18 protein-coding genes are annotated in these 16,968 nt (G+C 68.5%); 3 read left to right on the top strand and 15 right to left on the bottom strand.

Going from position 1 to position 16,968, the window contains the following annotated elements; genetic code table 11:
- Nucleotides 1–68 precede the first annotated feature (68 nt).
- From AC25YV_RS02505 to AC25YV_RS02460, 10 genes are all read right to left on the bottom strand, one after another.
- Nucleotides 69–293: a DUF3046 domain-containing protein gene (locus AC25YV_RS02505; RefSeq protein WP_488122240.1), complete on the bottom strand. Its 225-nt coding sequence runs from the start codon at nucleotides 291–293 to the stop codon at nucleotides 69–71.
- Nucleotides 294–314: 21 nt separating this feature from the next.
- Nucleotides 315–623 carry a helix-turn-helix domain-containing protein gene (locus AC25YV_RS02500; RefSeq protein WP_488122239.1) on the bottom strand — a complete coding sequence of 103 codons (309 nt, stop codon included), beginning with the start codon at nucleotides 621–623 and terminating at the stop codon, nucleotides 315–317.
- 138 nt (nucleotides 624–761) lie between these two features.
- Complete coding sequence (locus tag AC25YV_RS02495) at nucleotides 762–1,229, bottom strand: CinA family protein (RefSeq protein WP_488122238.1); 468 nt, start codon at nucleotides 1,227–1,229, stop codon at nucleotides 762–764.
- Nucleotides 1,226–1,792 (bottom strand): CDP-diacylglycerol--glycerol-3-phosphate 3-phosphatidyltransferase, encoded by a 567-nt coding sequence (gene pgsA / locus AC25YV_RS02490; protein WP_488122237.1) that lies wholly within the window; start codon nucleotides 1,790–1,792, stop codon nucleotides 1,226–1,228. Before pgsA ends, AC25YV_RS02495 begins: the two co-directional genes overlap by 4 nt.
- 29 nt (nucleotides 1,793–1,821) lie before the next feature.
- Nucleotides 1,822–4,494: a DNA translocase FtsK gene (locus AC25YV_RS02485; protein WP_488122236.1), complete on the bottom strand. Its 2,673-nt coding sequence runs from the start codon at nucleotides 4,492–4,494 to the stop codon at nucleotides 1,822–1,824.
- 106 nt (nucleotides 4,495–4,600) lie between these two features.
- On the bottom strand, nucleotides 4,601–6,277 hold the full coding sequence (locus AC25YV_RS02480) for a ribonuclease J (protein WP_488122235.1): 1,677 nt from the start codon (nucleotides 6,275–6,277) through the stop codon (nucleotides 4,601–4,603).
- Nucleotides 6,278–6,368: 91 nt separating this feature from the next.
- Entirely contained in the window at nucleotides 6,369–7,346 is a 978-nt protein-coding gene (gene dapA, locus AC25YV_RS02475; protein ID WP_488122234.1) for a 4-hydroxy-tetrahydrodipicolinate synthase, read from the bottom strand.
- A 48-nt stretch (nucleotides 7,347–7,394) separates the two neighbouring features.
- On the bottom strand, nucleotides 7,395–8,156 hold the full coding sequence (locus tag AC25YV_RS02470) for an SDR family NAD(P)-dependent oxidoreductase (RefSeq protein ID WP_488122233.1): 762 nt from the start codon (nucleotides 8,154–8,156) through the stop codon (nucleotides 7,395–7,397).
- A gap of 9 nt (nucleotides 8,157–8,165) precedes the next feature.
- Nucleotides 8,166–8,666: a dihydrofolate reductase gene (locus tag AC25YV_RS02465; protein ID WP_488122232.1), complete on the bottom strand. Its 501-nt coding sequence runs from the start codon at nucleotides 8,664–8,666 to the stop codon at nucleotides 8,166–8,168.
- The gene (locus AC25YV_RS02460; protein ID WP_488122231.1) at nucleotides 8,663–9,505 is read right to left on the bottom strand and encodes a thymidylate synthase; all 843 of its coding nucleotides are present in this window, start codon (nucleotides 9,503–9,505) and stop codon (nucleotides 8,663–8,665) included. Before AC25YV_RS02460 ends, AC25YV_RS02465 begins: the two co-directional genes overlap by 4 nt.
- Nucleotides 9,506–9,598: 93 nt before the next feature.
- On the opposite strand from AC25YV_RS02460, the gene AC25YV_RS02455 reads away from it, so the two are divergent.
- Entirely contained in the window at nucleotides 9,599–10,024 is a 426-nt protein-coding gene (locus AC25YV_RS02455) for an OsmC family peroxiredoxin (RefSeq protein ID WP_488122230.1), read from the top strand.
- Nucleotides 10,017–10,937 carry a TIGR01777 family oxidoreductase gene (locus AC25YV_RS02450; RefSeq protein ID WP_488122229.1) on the top strand — a complete coding sequence of 307 codons (921 nt, stop codon included), beginning with the start codon at nucleotides 10,017–10,019 and terminating at the stop codon, nucleotides 10,935–10,937. The genes AC25YV_RS02455 and AC25YV_RS02450 overlap by 8 nt, the downstream gene beginning before the upstream one ends.
- On the opposite strand, the gene AC25YV_RS02445 is transcribed toward AC25YV_RS02450, so the two are convergent.
- Entirely contained in the window at nucleotides 10,938–11,378 is a 441-nt protein-coding gene (locus AC25YV_RS02445) for a hypothetical protein (RefSeq protein ID WP_488122228.1), read from the bottom strand.
- Entirely contained in the window at nucleotides 11,375–12,115 is a 741-nt protein-coding gene (gene dapB / locus AC25YV_RS02440) for a 4-hydroxy-tetrahydrodipicolinate reductase (RefSeq protein WP_488122227.1), read from the bottom strand. The genes AC25YV_RS02445 and dapB overlap by 4 nt, the downstream gene beginning before the upstream one ends.
- A gap of 45 nt (nucleotides 12,116–12,160) precedes the next feature.
- Here dapB and AC25YV_RS02435 point away from each other — a divergent pair, with 45 nt between their 5' ends.
- Entirely contained in the window at nucleotides 12,161–12,646 is a 486-nt protein-coding gene (locus AC25YV_RS02435) for a GNAT family N-acetyltransferase (RefSeq protein ID WP_488122226.1), read from the top strand.
- Here the strand turns inward: AC25YV_RS02435 and AC25YV_RS02430 are convergent.
- From AC25YV_RS02430 to AC25YV_RS02420, 3 genes are all read right to left on the bottom strand, one after another.
- Nucleotides 12,643–13,245 (bottom strand): histidine phosphatase family protein, encoded by a 603-nt coding sequence (locus tag AC25YV_RS02430; protein WP_488122225.1) that lies wholly within the window; start codon nucleotides 13,243–13,245, stop codon nucleotides 12,643–12,645. The genes AC25YV_RS02435 and AC25YV_RS02430 overlap by 4 nt on opposite strands.
- 87 nt (nucleotides 13,246–13,332) lie before the next feature.
- The gene (locus AC25YV_RS02425; RefSeq protein ID WP_488122224.1) at nucleotides 13,333–14,385 is read right to left on the bottom strand and encodes an aldo/keto reductase; all 1,053 of its coding nucleotides are present in this window, start codon (nucleotides 14,383–14,385) and stop codon (nucleotides 13,333–13,335) included.
- 232 nt (nucleotides 14,386–14,617) lie between these two features.
- Nucleotides 14,618–16,891 (bottom strand): polyribonucleotide nucleotidyltransferase, encoded by a 2,274-nt coding sequence (locus tag AC25YV_RS02420; protein WP_488122223.1) that lies wholly within the window; start codon nucleotides 16,889–16,891, stop codon nucleotides 14,618–14,620.
- Between the last annotated feature and the right edge of the window lie 77 nt (nucleotides 16,892–16,968).

The raw sequence follows: 16,968 nt of genomic DNA, 5'->3' as shown, positions 1-16,968 counted from the left end.
CGTCCTCGACACCCGCTGTGCAGGAGCCTATGTCGCCATCGAACGAATCTTCGACGACACGCCGCTGATCAGTCGCGCTTCGGTTCGAGTCGACCTACGCCGTGCCGCCTCGCGACGGGCACGTCCATCTCGGCGCATAGCGCCAGCCAGATCTCCCGCGGCGGCACGCCCGCGGCGAGTGCATCGATGGCGGTACGCCCTCCGGCCCCGCTGAGCGACAGGTCGGAGAGTAGCGACTCGCCGCGCGGGCCGAACTCGTCGGCGACGGCGCGCAAGAACTCACTGCGTCGCACGTGCGCCGTCGATTCCGTACGTCAGCGCAACGAGAGCTCGGGACCGACTTCGGCGACGAGGTCTGCAGGAACGACGTCGGGGAAGCCGTGCAGGCCTTCGAGCACCGAGATGCGATCGCCGACCTCGCGCATGACAGCCGAGATGGGCACATCGAGGGCCTCGGCGACCGAGGCGAGGATCTCGCTCGATGCTTCCTTCTGGCCGCGCTCGACTTCGCTGAGGTAACCGAGCGCAACACTGGCACGACTCGCAACCTGACGGAGGGTGCGGCCCTTCTGCTGGCGGAAGTCACGCAGGACTTCGCCGATCTCTTGGCGAACCAGGATCATCTCAGGCCCCCTCCCTTTCCCGTTTGTCGCTCGATCTCCGGATGGATAACGGTACAACATCGGCAGATCCCAATCTAATCCCGGGTGCTGTGGAATGGGTGGGAATCGCCGAACATGACGGAGCCGATCCGGACGCCGTCACAGGTGCTGCAGACAGGCTGCCAGCGCCGCAGCGACGGCAGCGCTGCGGATCGCCGCACGGTCCCCGGTTACGTGCGTCTCAAGCGACGCAGCGCCCTCCGGTGTGATGACCGCGATGCACACGGTGCCGACGGGCCGTCCGTCCTGCGGCGCGGGTCCGGCGACGCCCGTCGTCGCGATGCCGACATCGGCTTCGAGGAGCCGTCGCACTCCCCCGGCCATCTGCCGGGCGACCTCGGCGTGCACGGCGCCCTGTTCCGCCAGGAGCGCGCCGTCGACCCCCAGCACATCGCGCTTGATGTCGGTGGCATACGCGACGACGCCGCCGCGCATCGCCGCCGAGGCGCCGGGCACGTCGACGAGCGCCGAGGCGACGAGGCCGCCGGTCAGGGATTCAGCCACCGCGATGGTCCACCCATGCGCGGCCAGACGCCGTAGGAGCTCGGCTGCAGGGGCATCCGTCATCGTCGTCGGGCGCGCGCGCCGCGCGCTTCGGACGCGATGTAGTCGATCCCGCTCGCGATCGTGAGCACGACGGCGATCGCCATCGTGATGCCGTTGACCCAGAAGATCCACTCCCCCACGAGCGTCCACAGGGGCAGCAGTGCGAGCGACAGCGCGACCGCCTGCGCGACGGTCTTGAGCTTGCCCATCCACGCCGCGGCGAGCACGTGATCACTCACGACGGCGAAGCGGTACACCGTGATGCCGATCTCGCGCGCGAGCACGACGATCGTGACCCACCACGGCAGCTCGCCCAGGATCGACAGCCCGACGAATGCCAGCCCCGTGAGGACCTTGTCGGCGATGGGATCGAGCAGCTTGCCGAGATCCGAGACGATGTCGTGCTTGCGCGCGAGGTACCCGTCGATGCCGTCGGTCGCGATCGCAACGATGAACAGCGCCGCCGCCCACCAGCGCAGAGCGCCGTCTGCTCCACCATCGGCCAGCAGCATCCACAGGAAGACCGGAGCGCACAGGATCCGAACGATCGTGATCGCATTGGGCAGTTGCCTCGGGATCGCCATGCGCTGAGCCTACCGGCCGCGGTGCACGGTCAGTCGCGTCCCGTGAGTCCCCACGCGTCTTCGGAGCCCTCGTCGTTCTCGACGACCTCGTACCCGTCGAACTGAGCCTCGGCGGCGTCGGGCCCGTAGGGGTCGGATGCCGCCTGCTCGGGCACATCCTCACCGCGGAGCTTCGCCAGCACGCCCGGCAGCTGCTCGTTCGTCACGAGCACGTCGCGGGCCTTGGAGCCCTCGGACGGGCCGACGATCTCGCGCGACTCGAGCAGGTCCATGAGGCGCCCGGCCTTCGCGAAGCCGACGCGCAGCTTGCGCTGCAGCATCGATGTCGACCCGAACTGCGTCGAGACGATGAGCTCGGCCGCCGCCAACAGCAGTTCGAGATCATCACCGATGTCGGCGTCGACCTCTTTCTTCTCGACGACGGCGGCGACATCGGAGCGATACTCGGGCCGGGCCTGGTTCGTGACGTGTTTGACGACCTTCTCGATCTCGGCTTCGCTGACCCAGGCGCCCTGCACGCGCAGCGCCTTGGAGGTGCCCATCGGCAGGAACAGCCCGTCGCCCTGCCCGATGAGCCGGTCGGCACCGGGCTGATCGAGGATGACGCGGGAGTCGGTGACGCTCGTGACGGCGAAGGCGAGGCGCGAGGGCACGTTGGCCTTGATGAGCCCCGTGACGACGTCGACGGAAGGGCGCTGCGTCGCGAGCACGAGATGGATGCCGCTCGCGCGAGCGAGCTGCGTGATGCGCACGATCGAGTCTTCGACATCGCGCGGGGCGACCATCATGAGGTCGGCGAGCTCGTCGACGACGACGAGCAGGTAGGGGTAGGGCTTGAGCACGCGCTCACTGCCGACGGGAAGCTGGATCTCGTCGGCGACGACGGCCCTGTTGAAGTCGTCGATGTGCCGGAAGCCGAACGACGCGAGGTCGTCGTAGCGCATGTCCATCTCTTTCACGACCCACTGCAGCGCCTCGGCGGCCTTCTTGGGGTTCGTGATGATGGGGGTGATGAGGTGCGGCACGCCCGCGTACGACGTCAGCTCGACCCGCTTCGGGTCGATCAGGACCATCCGCACATCGGTCGGCTTGGCGCACATGAGCAGGCTCGTGATCATCGAGTTCACGAAGCTCGACTTGCCCGATCCGGTCGATCCCGCGACGAGCAGGTGAGGCATCTTGGCGAGGTTGGCCACGACGTAGCCGCCCCCGACGTCCTTTCCGACGCCGATCGTCATGGGGTGCGTCGAGCGCTTGGCGTTCTGCGAACGCAGCACGTCGCCCAGCGTCACGATCTCGCGGTCGGCGTTGGGGATCTCGACGCCGATCGCGCTCTTGCCGGGAATCGGCGCGAGAATGCGGACCTCGTTCGATGCGACGGCATAGGCGATGTTGTTCGTGAGCGCCGTGATGCGCTCGACCTTGACGCCGGGGCCGACCTCGATCTCGTACTGCGTCACCGTCGGGCCGCGTGAGAAGCCCGTCACCCGCGCGTCGACGGAGAACTGCTCGAAGACGTCCGTGATGGCGCGGACGACCGTGTCGTTGGCCTCGGAACGCGCCTTGTGCGGCGTGCCGGCGGCGAGTGCGTCGACCGAGGGAAGCCGATAATCGGCCGAAGACTGCGGACCGTCGGTGCCGACACCGTCGAGGCCCGGCAGCAGGCCGTCATCGACCTGGTCATGGGTCTCGTTGTCGCGCAGGCCCGTGCCCGACCGCTTGGCGGCCTTGGCTGCAGACAGCACGGCCGGGTCGATGACCTCGGTGAGGGCACCGGTCGTCGGGACCGGCGGCGGCGGGGTGGGCGGCGCGATGGCCTGCTCGAACCCGCCCTGAGGCGATCCGACCGGAAGGAGTTCAGTGAGGTCCTGCGACCCGAGACCGTCTTCGGGGTCTTTCTCGCGGCCCGTCTTGTTGCGACGCCACCACGGCAGCGACGTGTCTTCGTCGTCGCTCTCGGGAGTCTCGCTGAACTCGACGGCCGACTTGGGGGCACGCGGTTCGGTGCCGAACATCCAGGCGTAGAGCTCGCCGAGGCGGTGACCGATCCGGTTCGGCGGAGTCTTCGTGATGATCAGGATGCTGAGCGCGGCCAGCAGCGACAGCACGATGTACGCCCCGATGCCGGTCAGCAGCAGTGCGAGAGGCTCGCCGATCATCCAGCCGAACAGGCCACCCGCCTCACTGAGGGCGGGCAGTCCCGAATTCGGCTGCGGACGATTGCCCGCCACGTGACAGAAGCCGGCCACGGTCCACACGAGCAGCCCGAAGCCGATGCCGATGCGGCCGTTGTCGTGGACGGACGATGGATGACGGAAGAGCCAGCCGGCGAGCACGAGCAGCAGAACGGGCAGCACGAACGCCTCGCGGCCGAGCAGTCCGCCCACGGTGTACGCGCTGATCGTGGCGGCGACATCGTTGCCGATGAAGAACCACTCGTTGACGGCACCGGCGATGGCCAGCAGCACCAGCAGGAACGGGAAGCCGTCGCGCCGCTGGTCTTTCTCGAGCGTCTCGGGGCCGAATGCGCGGAACAGCCCGCCCGTCGCATGCGCGACTGCGAGCCAGGCGCGAACGAATCCGGACGGTCGTTCGTCGTCGCCGACGTACTTCTTGGGCGCCGGCTCGGGTTTGCGTGCGCGCGACGACGACCCGCGTGCGGGCGCGCGACCATTCTTGGTCGGGCTTGAGCTCCTGGCCATTCCCCCACGGTACGCGCCGCCCCGGACAATTCCGGGAGCGACGCGACCCTTCGGGGCGGTCGGGAGCCGGCGGATCAGGTGCCGGTGCACCGACCGCGCGGCATCCTCACGCCTCGATGACGAGAGGAACGATCATGGGGCGCCGGCGCAGCGACTGGTTCACCCAGCGCCCGATCGTGCGGCGCACGATCTGCGCGAGCGCGTGCTGGTCGCGGACGCCCGACTGCGCGGCCTCGGCGAGCGCCGCTGCGATCTTGGGCTTGACACTGTCGAACACGGCGTCGTCCTCGGCGAAGCCGCGCGCGTGGATGTCGGGTCCCGAGATCACCTTGCCCGTCGAGGCATCGACGACGACGATGACCGAGATGAAGCCCTCTTCGCCCAGGATGCGGCGGTCCTTGAGATCGGCGTCGGTGATCTCGCCGACGCTCGAGCCGTCGACGTAGACGAACCCGAGGTCGAGCTGGCCGACGACCTTGACGTCGCCGTCGCGCAGATCCATCACGGTGCCGTTCTCGGCGATGATCGTGCGCTCGGGGGCGATACCCGTCTCTTGCGCCAGGCGGGCGTTGGCCATCAGGTGGCGGTACTCGCCGTGCACGGGCAGGACGTTGCGGGGCTGGAGGATGTTGTAGCAGTACAGCAGCTCACCGGCAGCGGCGTGACCGGACACGTGCACCTTGGCGTTGCCCTTGTGCACGACGTTGGCGCCGAGCTTGGTCAGTCCGTCGATGACGCGGTAGATCGCGTTCTCGTTGCCGGGGATGAGGCTCGACGCGAGGATGACGGTGTCTCCCTCGCCCGGCTCGATCTCATGGTCGAGGTTCGCCATGCGGCTGAGCACGGCCATCGGCTCGCCCTGTGAGCCCGTCGACATGTAGACGATCTCGTTGTCGGGCAGGTTGCGCGCCTTCTTGTAGTCGATCAGCACACCCTCGGGCACCTTGAGGTAGCCGAGGTCCTCGGCGATCGTCATGTTGCGCACCATGCTGCGGCCCAGAAGCGCCACGCGGCGACCGTGCGCCGCGGCGGCATCCAGAACCTGCTGCACGCGGTGGATGTGGCTCGAGAAGCTCGCGACGACGACGCGTCGCGGGGCTCGGCCGATGACCTGGTCCAGAACGGGGCCGATCTCACGCTCGAGCGGAGTGAAGCCCGGCACGTCGGCGTTCGTCGAGTCGACGAGGAAGAGGTCGATGCCTTCTTCGCCGAGCCGCGAGAACGCCCGCAGGTCTGTCAGCCGGCCGTCGAGCGGCAGCTGGTCCATCTTGAAGTCACCGGTGGCCAGCGCCATGCCCGCGGGAGTGCGGATCGCGACGGCGAGCGCATCGGGGATCGAGTGGTTCACGGCGATGAACTCGAGGTCGAACGGCCCGAGCTGCTCGCGGTCGCCCTCTTTCACCGTGAGGGTGAACGGCTTGATCCGGTGCTCTTTGAGCTTTGCCTCAGTGAGGGCGAGCGTGAGCCCCGACCCGATCACGGGAATGTCGCGCTTGAGTCGCAGCAGGTACGGGACGGCGCCGATGTGGTCCTCGTGGCCGTGCGTGAGCACGATCCCCACGACGTCGTCGAGTCGATCCTTGATCGGCTCGAAGTCGGGCAGGATCAGGTCGACGCCCGGCTGGTGCTCTTCGGGAAACAGCACTCCGCAGTCGACGATGAGGAGCTTGCCCTCGTACTCGAAGACCGTCATGTTGCGACCCACTTCGCCGAGGCCGCCGATCGGGGTGATCCGCAGGGTGCCCTTCTCGAGAGCGGGCGGGTCGAACGGACTGTTGGGCATGTGTACCTCCTCGGTTGTCGACGACCTCTTCAGGCCGACGAGCCGGATGCCGCGGCATCCGGGAATGTCTGTCACCGCCGACGCGGTTGAATCATCTGGTCGTTCCGGACACCTTGGGCAGTGCGCCGCCGGCGGCGGCGTTGCGGTCGGGTCGGAAGTTGGAGAAGTCGATGCCGGGCACATCGGACACGAGTGCGAGCTCGTCTTCGATCTTGGCCGCCTCCCACTCCTCGGGCCCCACGAGCGGGAGCCGGACACGCGGACTCGAGATGCGGCCGAGTCCGTGCAGGATGTACTTCGCCGAGACGGTGCCCGGCACGTGCGTCATGACCGCACGCACGAGCGGCTCGAGCTGCTTGTGCGCCGCCGTCGCCTTGTGCAGGTCACCCGCGTTGACCGCGTCGACGATCACACGATACGGCGCGGCTGCGACGTTGGCCGTCACGCCGATGAGGCCGGTCGCGCCGATCGCGAGGTGCGGCAGCACGTTGGCGTCGTCGCCCGAGAAGTACATCAGGTCGGTCTGGTTGAGCACACGACTCACCTCGCTGAAGTCACCCTTGGCGTCTTTGATCGCGATGATGTTGGGGTGCTTCGCGAGGCGCAGGATCGTCTCGTACTTGATCGGCACACCCGTGCGGCCGGGGATGTCGTAGAGGATGACCGGCAGGTCGGTCGCGTCCGCGACGAGGCGGAAGTGCGTCAGGATACCCGCCTGCGTCGGCTTGTTGTAGTACGGCGTGACGATCATGATGCCGTCGGCTCCGGCGCGCTCGCTCGCCTTGTACAGCTCGATCGCGTGCGCGGTCTCGTTCGAGCCGCCGCCCGTGATGACCTTGGCTCGTCCCGCCGAGACGTCTTTGCCGACCTCGACGAGGCGGATCTTCTCGGCATCCGTGAGAGTGCTGGTCTCGCCGGTCGTGCCGGTGACGACGATGCCGTCTGCGCCGGCGGTGATGACGTCGTCCATGTGCTTCTCAACGGCAGGCCAATCGACTTCACCGTCGGCCGTCATGGGAGTGACGAGCGCGACGAGCACCTGACCGAACGGGTTGGCGGATTGCGTCATGTATTCAGGCTAGCGGGAGCGCGCGCCGCGCGGCGACGCGTCGCGGCCTCAGCGTCCCGCGCTGCCGGCTCTCGCGGCGAGATCGGCGGGGACGAACCTCGCCAGTCCGGCCAAGAGCTTGTACCTCAGGGACGGCACCGACACGGCCTTGCCTCGTGCCGCGTCGCGCAGCGACTCCGAGACGACCCGCGGGGCGTCGAGCCACATCCACTCCGGCACGCCCTCCCGCCCGGGCGGCAGGCCCGCGCGCTCGTGGAAATTGGTGTGCGTGAAGCCCGGGCAGACCGCCGTCACGGTCACGCCGCGCGGCGCGTACGCGGCGTTCGCCCAGCGGCTGAAGCTCACGACCCACGCCTTCGCGGCGCCGTACGTCGAGCGCGGGATGAACGCCGCGACCGACGCGATGTTGATGATGCGCCCGTTGCCGCGCGCGAGCATCGGCTTGAGCGCGGCGTGCGTCAGCCGCATCGTCACCTCGGTGTGCAGCCGCAGGTGCCGGACTTCGTCTTCGATGTCGTTGCGCTCGAACGCCAGCGGCAGCCCGAATCCCGCGTTGTTGACGAGCAGCTTGACCGGTCGTGTCGCATCGAGCAGCCTCGCCTCGACCTTCTCCCGCTGGCGCGGCTTCAGCAGATCGGCGACGATCACCTCGACGGCGACGCGGTTGACGCGGCGCTGCTCGGCGGCGAGGAACTCGAGTGCCTCGCGGTCGCGGGCCACGAGCACGAGGTCAGCCCCGCGCGCAGCCAGCTGACGGGCGTATTCGGCGCCGAGCCCCGAGCTCGCACCGGTGATGAGGGCAGTCGTCATGCCGACAGCCTAAGAGCCGGGGTGCAGTGTGAGGAAGCGATAGCGGATGCCAGTGCGCGACGTGTGCCAGCCTTCGACCGGCTCGACCTCGGCGATCCGCCACCCTTCACGGTCGGGCGCGCACGTGTCACCGTCGACTTCGAGATCGAGTTCGGTGACCTCGAGCAGATCCGCCCGCGGCATCGCTTCGTGAAAGAGCGCTCCTCCTCCGATGACCCACACCCGTTCAGACCCGGCGAGCGCGAGCGCCTCATCGAGGGATGCCGCACGCTCGGCGCCGTCGGCGTGCCATCGGCCGTTGCGGGTGACGACGATGTTCCGGCGCCCCGGCAGCGGCCGGAACCGGTCGGGGAAGGATTCCCATGTGCGCCGGCCCATGATGACGGGCGCCCCCATCGTGACCGCCTTGAAGTGGGCGAGATCCTCGGGCACGTGCCACGGCATGCCGCCGTCGGCGCCGATCACCCGTTCGGCCGCCTCGGCCCAGACGAGTCCGATGCGCGCGGTCATACCGCCACCGCGGCACGGATGGCCGGGTGGTGCTGGTAGTCCTCGACGGCGAAGTCTTCATACGTGTAGTCGAAGATCGACGCGGGCGTGCGCGTGAGGCGCAGCCTCGGAAGCGGGTACGGCTCACGGCTGAGCTGCTCGCGCACCTGCGCGACGTGGTTGTCGTAGATGTGGCAGTCACCGCCCGTCCAGACGAAATCGCCCGGCTCGAGGCCCGTCTGCTGCGCGATCATGATCGTCAGCAGGGCGTACGAGGCGATGTTGAACGGCACCCCGAGGAACATGTCGGCGCTGCGCTGATACAGCTGGCACGACAGCCGCCCGTCGGCGACGTAGAACTGGAAGAGGGCGTGGCACGGCGCCAGGGCCATGTCGGGGATGTCGGCGGGGTTCCACGCCGAGACGATGAGGCGACGCGAGTCGGGGTTCGTGCGGATCTGGTCGATGACCTCGGAGATCTGGTCGATCTGCCCGCCGTCCGGTGTGGGCCAGGACCGCCACTGCACGCCGTACACCGGCCCGAGTTCACCCGCGGCATCGGCCCACTCGTCCCAGATGGTGACGCCGTTGCGCTGCAGCCATCCGACATTCGACTCGCCGCGCAAGAACCACAGCAGCTCATAAGCGATCGACTTGAAATGCACGCGCTTCGTCGTGATGAGGGGGAACCCCTGCGAAAGGTCGTAGCGCAGCTGACGCCCGAAGACGCTCGTCGTGCCCGTTCCCGTGCGGTCGTCCTTGTGCGTGCCGTTCTCGAGCACGTCGCGGAGCAGGTCTTCGTAAGCAGTGGGGATCGCCGTTGTCACGGCTGCCACGATACCTGCGCCGCGGCAGCACATGGGTCTACCGAACGCCGTCGCGCGGCCGCACACGGATGGTTAGGCTGGCGATGCGGCGTCCGGAGCGCGGAGGCCCCGATTACGGAGGTTCTGATGACCGTCACGAGCGAAGCGACCACCGAATGGAAGGGCGGCCTGACCGACGGATCGGGCCAGGTCACCTTCGTCTCGTCGGGTCTGGGCACCTTCGACCTCGATTGGAAGGCCCGCAGCGAGGGATCATCGTCGGTCACGACGCCGGAAGAGCTCATCGCCGCCGCTCACGCGTCGTGCTTCAGCATGGCGCTCTCGCACGCACTGGCCGGCAACGGCACCCCTCCCGACTCGGTCTCCACGACGGCATCCGTCACGTTCAAGCCGGGCACGGGCATCACGGGAAGCCACCTCAACGTCAACGCCGTCGTCCCCGGGCTCTCGGCCGAGGACTTCGAGCGCCTCGCCCAGGAGGCGAAGACCGGCTGCCCCGTGTCGCAGGCTCTCGCGGGCATCGAGATCACCCTTGAGGCGACGCTTGCCTGATTCCCCGACGAAGCCGGGGCGCGTCGTCGTCGCGGGTTCGTCCGGGCTCATCGGCGCGGCACTCGTCGAGAGTCTGCGCGATGACGGCGTAGAGGTCACGCGTCTCGTGCGTCGCCCGCCCACCGCCGCCGACGAGGTCGAATGGCTCACAGAGGCCGCACCCCTCGACCCCGCAGTGCTCGAGGGCGCTGCGGCCGTCGTCGGGCTCAACGGAGCGAGCATCGGCCGCTTTCCGTGGACGAACCGGTACAAGAGCACGCTGCTGTGGTCGCGCATCACGCCGACTCGCGCGCTGGCCAGAGCCATACGCGAGCTGGGCACCGACGCCCCCGCGTTCGTCTCAGCGTCGGCTGTCGGTTGGTACGGCTCCGCCCCCGGGGTCGCCCTCACCGAGGATGCCCCGCGCGGCGAGTCCTTCCTGGCCGATCTGTGCGGGGAATGGGAGGCCGCGGCACACGCCGCGGGCGCGCACGCGCCCGTCACGACGCTGCGGACGGCGCCGATCGTCCACGCCCGCGGCGTGCTCGCCCCCCTGCTGGTGCTGACGAAGCTCGGGATCAGCGGGCCCATGGGGCGTGGCACACAGGCGTGGCCGTGGATCTCTCTCGATGACGAGGTCCGCGCGATCCGGCACATCATCGACACGGGCTTGACGGGGCCCGTCAACCTCTCCGGTCCAACCCGGGCGACCGCGAACGATCTCGGCTTCTCCCTGGCGATGCGGATGAACCGTCCCTATCTGCTGCGCGCGCCCGTGCCTGCCCTCAAACTCGTCCTCGGTGCGGATGCCACCGAGGCGCTCCTCACCTCCGACATGAACGTCGTCCCCGAGGCATTGCTGCGCAGCGGATTCCGTTTCGGGCATACGACCGTCGAAGAGGCCGTCGCGGCGGCGGTGCCGGCCGCGAGCTGATCAGGCTCGGCGTTCGAGCCGGATCGCGCTGCGCACAGCTTCGCGCGCGCGCCGGCGATCGCCCGAGGCGTCGTAGGCGAGCCCGAGGCGGTACCACGCCCGCCAGTCTTCGGGGTGCGCCTCGACGTCGGCCCGGTAGGCCGGGAAGAGTGCATCCGCTTCATCGCGCAGCACGCGCCCGCTCGGGCGCACGGCGACCTGCTCGGTGGGTAATGCGTCTTCCTGCTCGAGGCGGGAACCGAGCTGTTGCGCACGGACGCCGAACCACAGTTCGCGGCCCAGTGCCCACATCGCCACGAGTGGGACGACGACGAGGGCGACGCCCATCGCGATCCCGAGGGGGTTGCCGCTGAACATCAGCTGCACTCCGCGGTATCCCGCGATGACGATGTACAGCGCGAGGAGCACCGCCATGACGGCGACGCCCAGGCGCACGCTCATCCGCCGACCTGAAGGTTCAGGAACGAGTCCAGACCCACGACCACTCCGGTCACGTCGCGGGCGGCGGCCAGAGCGATCCGGATGCCGGGGGCATAGGCCTGGGCGGAGTCGATCGTGTCGTGCGTGATCGTGAGCGTCTCACCCGGTCCCGACAGGATGGTCTCTTGCCGGGCGATCACGCCGGGGCGTCGCAGCGAGTGCACCGGGATGCTGGCCACCTGCTGGCCGCGGGCCCGTTGATCGACGTGGGGCGCTTCGACGGGGCCGACCTCGGAGCGCGCTGCGGCGATGAGTTCGGCCGTGCGCACAGCCGTGCCGCTCGGCGAATCGATCTTGGTGTCGCGGTGCGCCTCGACGATTTCGGCGGACGGGAAGAACGGCGCCGCGGCGGCGGCGAGCGCCGAACCCAGCACGGAGCCGATGGAGAAGTTCGGAATGAAGACCGCGCCCGTTCCGGCGGCGTCGACGAGGGGCCGCACGAGCGCGATGCGCTCTGCCGACCAGCCCGACGTGCCCACGAGGACGTTGAGGCCCCGGTCGATCGCCGCGCGCACCACCTCGATCGAGACGGCCGGGATCGAGGCATCGATCACGAGGTCGGCATTGTCGATCTCGTCGAGCGACGACGTCGACGACAGCACGGCGGTGACCTCGAACTCGTCTTCGGAGTCGACCACCTCGCGAATGATGGCACCGAGCTTGCCGGTTCCTCCCACAATGGCCACACGCGTCGTCATGCGTCCCATCCTAGGCTTCGGGCAGCACGGTCTAGGCTGAGCGCCATGGTCCGCCTGCGCCCCGAACCCGTCGACTCCCCCGCTGCGCACGAGCTTCTCGCGGAGTATTTCGTGGCCCGCACGAGCGGGTTCGCCGAGCAGGACGTCGTCTATGCGACGACGTTCCCTGATCCGGCAGTCTTCGTCCCGCCCGCCGGCGTCTTCGTCATCGTCGAAGACGACGACGGCGCACCGGTCGGGTGCGGCGGCATCCGACGCATTCCCGACGGTCCACACGGTCGGCGGTACGAGGTCAAGCACCTTTACCTGCGCCCCCAGACGCGCGGCCGAGGCTGGGGACGGCTTCTCATGGACGACCTGGAGCGGCGGGCCCGCGACCTCGGAGCGCGCGAGCTCGTGCTCGACACGCACCACTCCCTCACGGCGGCCGCTGCGCTCTACGCGAGCACCGGCTTCACCGCGATCGAGCCCTACAACGACAACCCCAACGCGACCCGCTGGTACGGCCGCGTACTCGAGCCCGCAGACTAGATCGGCGGGGTCTCGGGCAGGCCCGTGCGAAGTTCGAAGGGCAGGTGCTCGAGGTCGTTGTGCGAGAGCATCGTCCACGGGCGGCCCTGCTTCTGTGCGAGCACAGTGACGCCGCAGTTGGCCTGATTCAGCGTCATCCAGCGCCATTCGGGCGCCTGCAGCACTTCGCGCACGAACCAGGCGATGACGAAGTTGTGGGTGATGAGCAACTCGTGCACCTCGCCGCTCTTGCGCACGAGGAACTCTGCAACGGCGTCGCCCATCTGCGCGCGCCCTGCCTCGATCTCAGCCTCGGTGACGGCACCGAAGAACGGCTCGTACCCCGCGGGTGTGTCTTCGGTCATACCCGTCGGGACACAGTCGAACAGCAGTGCCGACGGCGCAGGCGAGAGCGCCGGCATGCGTTCGGCGACGACGCTCGCCGTCTCGGCCGCCCGCATCAGCGGGGAATGCCACACGGCGTCGAACGGGACGCCCGATAGACGGTCCGCGAGCAGAGCCGCCTGACGGCGACCGCGCGGCGACAGCGGCCCGTCGGTGAGGCCGTGCTCCGCGTCCTGGTGCTCGCCATGCCGCACAAGATAGATGTAGTGCGTCACCTGATCACTCCGTTGAGGGTTTGGGGCCCCTGCAGGGCGCTCTTTCCACCCTACGTCACCCGTTTGCCGGCCTCGGCCGTTCGTGCGCTACTCGGACGCCCGGGCGATGTACGCCAGCTGCGCGCGGGTCAGGTGCACACCCACACCGTGCACGAGCTCTTCGACATGGTGGGGCGCGTAGGCATTGACGATCGGCGCCGTGACGAGCTTCTGCGCGAGCAGCCACGCGACGGCGACGGCCGCGTCGGGCACACCCAGCTCGGCGCCGACGACGTCGAGCGCGCGCAGGGTGCGGTTGCCTCGCCTGTTCAGGTTCGCCGCGATCTGCGCGCCGCGCACCGACAGATCGCCGCGGCTGCGCGTGCGCTGCCGCCCCGCGAGAAAACCGTGCTCGAGCGCGTGCGACGGAGTCACGGCGATGTTCTGCGCGCCGGCGACGAGCCGTAGGTCGTGATCGAACTCATGCCGGCGCACGATGTTGAACGGCACGTCGAGCACCGTGACGCGGGGGAACCCGGCGGAGGCGAAGATACGCGCTTCGACGAGCTGCGCGGCCGTGTAGCCGACGGCGCCGATCGCGCGGACCTTGCCCGTGCCGATCAGCCACTCCGCCGTCGCGAGCGTGTCGTCGAGCGCCGCGGTCGAATCGGTCGTGGAGTCGAGGTAGAGCACGTCGATGCGATCCGTCCGCAGCCGCGTGAGCGAGGCTTCGACCGAGCGCACGAGACTCACGGCGCCCAGACCCGGGTTGTCGGGATGTCCGCCGACGCGCACGGCGAGAACGATGTCGTCGCGCAGACCCCGCGAGTGGGTCCACTGGCCGATGATGTGCTCGCTGCGCCCCGCCGAGAACGTGTCGGCGGTGTGCACGACGTTGCCGCCCCGATCGATGTACGCGTCGAGGATCTCGTGGCTCGACTCGAGATCGACGTTCCAACCGAACTCGGCGCCGCCGAGGATCAGCGGGAAGACATCGATCCCCGACTCGCCGAGCGGTACCCGCACGCCGCGCCCGACGGGCGGGCCTTGCACGGGAATCGGAGCGGAGGGATGCACGAACGGTGATCCCGAGGCCGTGGTCTCAGTGCTGGCGCTGGCGCTCGGCGACGAGACGTCCGCGCCGCTGCTGAACGTACTCATCTTCTACCCCCGCACCCGCTGTACCGTCGAGGAACCGGCGTGGCGTTCGCCCCGCTGCACCCCCCGGCGCGTACTTAGAGGGTAAGCCAGACCACGGACACGACCGCCAAGACGGGCAGGCGGTCGGTAAACATTTCATAACGTTCGTGCCGTCGTCTCGACGCCCGCCCTGGGACGACGGATGCCCGCCCCCGATGTGGGGAGCGGGCATCCGGTCGAACAGCGGAAGAACTCAGTCCTCGGCGGGCACCTCGACGGGTGCCTCGACGACGACGATCTCCTCGACCGACTCTTCGACGACAGGCTCGAGGGAGAGCTTGCCGCGGTCATCGATCTTGGTGATGCGCACGAGCACCTTCTGGCCGACCGAGAGCACGTCATCGACGTTCTCGACCCGCTTGCCGCCGGCGAGCTTGCGGACCTCGCTGACGTGCAGCAGTCCGTCCTTGCCCGGGAGCAGCGAGATGAACGCGCCGAACGTCGCGATCTTGACGACGGTTCCGAGGAACTGCTCGCCGATCTCGGGGTTCGTCGGGTTCGCGATCGCGTTGATCTGCGCACGGGCGGCCTCGGCGGCGGGACCGTCGGTCGCACCGATGTAGACGGTGCCGTCCTCCTCGATCGAGATCTGCGCGCCGGTCTCGTCCTGGATCGCGTTGATCGTCTTGCCCTTGGGCCCGATGAGCTCACCGATCTTGTCGACGGGGATCTGCACGCTGATGACGCGCGGAGCCGTCGGAGCCATCTCGTCGGGTCCGTCGATCGCCGCGTTGAGCACACCGAGGATCGTCAGACGCGCTTCCTTGGCCTGCGTGAGCGCCGCCGAGAGCACCGACGAGGGGATACCGTCCAGCTTCGTGTCGAGCTGGATCGCCGTGACGAACTCGCTCGTGCCGGCGACCTTGAAGTCCATGTCGCCGAGGGCATCTTCGGCGCCGAGGATGTCGGTCAGGGCCGCATAGCGCGTCTGACCGTCGACCTCATCCGAGACGAGGCCCATGGCGATACCGGCGACGGCAGCGCGCAGCGGAACACCCGCGTTGAGCAGCGACAGGGTCGAGGCGCAGACAGCACCCATCGAGGTGGAGCCGTTCGAGCTCAGCGCCTCGGAGACCTGACGGATCGCGTAGGGGAACTCCTCGCGCGACGGCAGCACCGGCATGAGGGCGCGCTCGGCGAGGAAGCCGTGCCCGATCTCGCGACGCTTGGGGCTGCCGACCCGGCCGGTCTCACCGGTCGAGTAGGGCGGGAAGTTGTAGTGGTGCATGTAACGCTTGCTCGTCGTGGGCGACAGCGAGTCGATCTGCTGCTCCATCTTGAGCATGTTGAGCGTCGTGACGCCGAGGATCTGCGTCTCGCCGCGCTGGAAGATCGCCGAGCCGTGAACGCGAGGGATGACCTGCACCTCGGCGTCGAGCGCGCGGATGTCCGCGAGACCGCGACCATCGATGCGGGCACCCTCGGTGAGGATGCGGCCGCGCACGATCTTCTTCGTGACGGACTTGTACGCCGCCGAGAACTCCAGCGGAGCCCCTGCGGGAAGCTCGCCGGCTTCGGTCGCCGCGATCAGCTCGGCCTTGACGCGGTCCTTGAGCGCGTCGTCAGCCGAGGTGCGCTCGGTCTTATCGGCGATCTGGTAGATGCCGGCCAGCTCGTCGTGCGCACGGCTCTCGACGAAGTCGTAGACCTCGGAGCTGTACGGCGGGAAGACGGGGTAAGGCTGGATCTCCTTGGCCGTCGAGCTGGCGAGCGCGTTCTGCGCCGCGACGAGCTCGGTGATGAACGGCTTCGCTGCCTCGAGGCCCTGGGCAACAACCTCTTCGCTCGGCTTGGTGGCGCCGCCCTGGATGAGGTTCCAGCTGTTCTCGGTCGCTTCGGCCTCGACCATCATGATCGCGACCTCGCCATCGGGGCGGACACGGCCCGCGACCATGAGGTCGAAGACGGCCTGCTCGACCTGAGCGGCGTTGGGGAATGCGACCCACTGGTCGGCGTGCTCGCCCTGACCCGGGATGAGCGCGAGGCGCACACCGGCGATGGGGCCCGAGAACGGCAGACCCGAGATCTGTGTCGACATCGACGCGGCGTTGATCGCGAGGGCGTCGTAGTACTCGCCCGGTGCGATCGAGAGCACCGTGATGACGATCTGGACCTCGTTGCGAAGACCATCGACGAACGACGGGCGCAGCGGCCGGTCGATCAGACGGCAGACGAGGATCGCCTCGGTGGACGGGCGTCCTTCGCGGCGGAAGAACGAGCCGGGGATCTTTCCGGCGGCGTACGAGCGTTCTTCGACGTCGACGGTCAGCGGGAAGAAATCGAAGCCCTCGCGCGGGTGCTTTCCGGCGCTCGTGGCCGAGAGGAGCATCGTCTCCTCATCGAGGTACGCGGCAACCGCGCCCTGTGCCTGCTGTGCGAGGCGACCGGCCTCGAATCGGATCGTGCGGGTGCCGAAGCGTCCGTTGTCGAGGACGGCTTCGGAAGCGGTGATTTCAGGACCTTCCAAGAGGTCACTCCTTCTTTGTTTAGGCTCGCGTGTCCGTATGACACGCGAGCTTCGCGAAGGAGCAGGAACAGGCAGAT

The organism is Microbacterium sp. Y832 (genome assembly GCF_057669765.1).
This window is presented reverse-complemented; position numbering and strand designations above follow the sequence as displayed.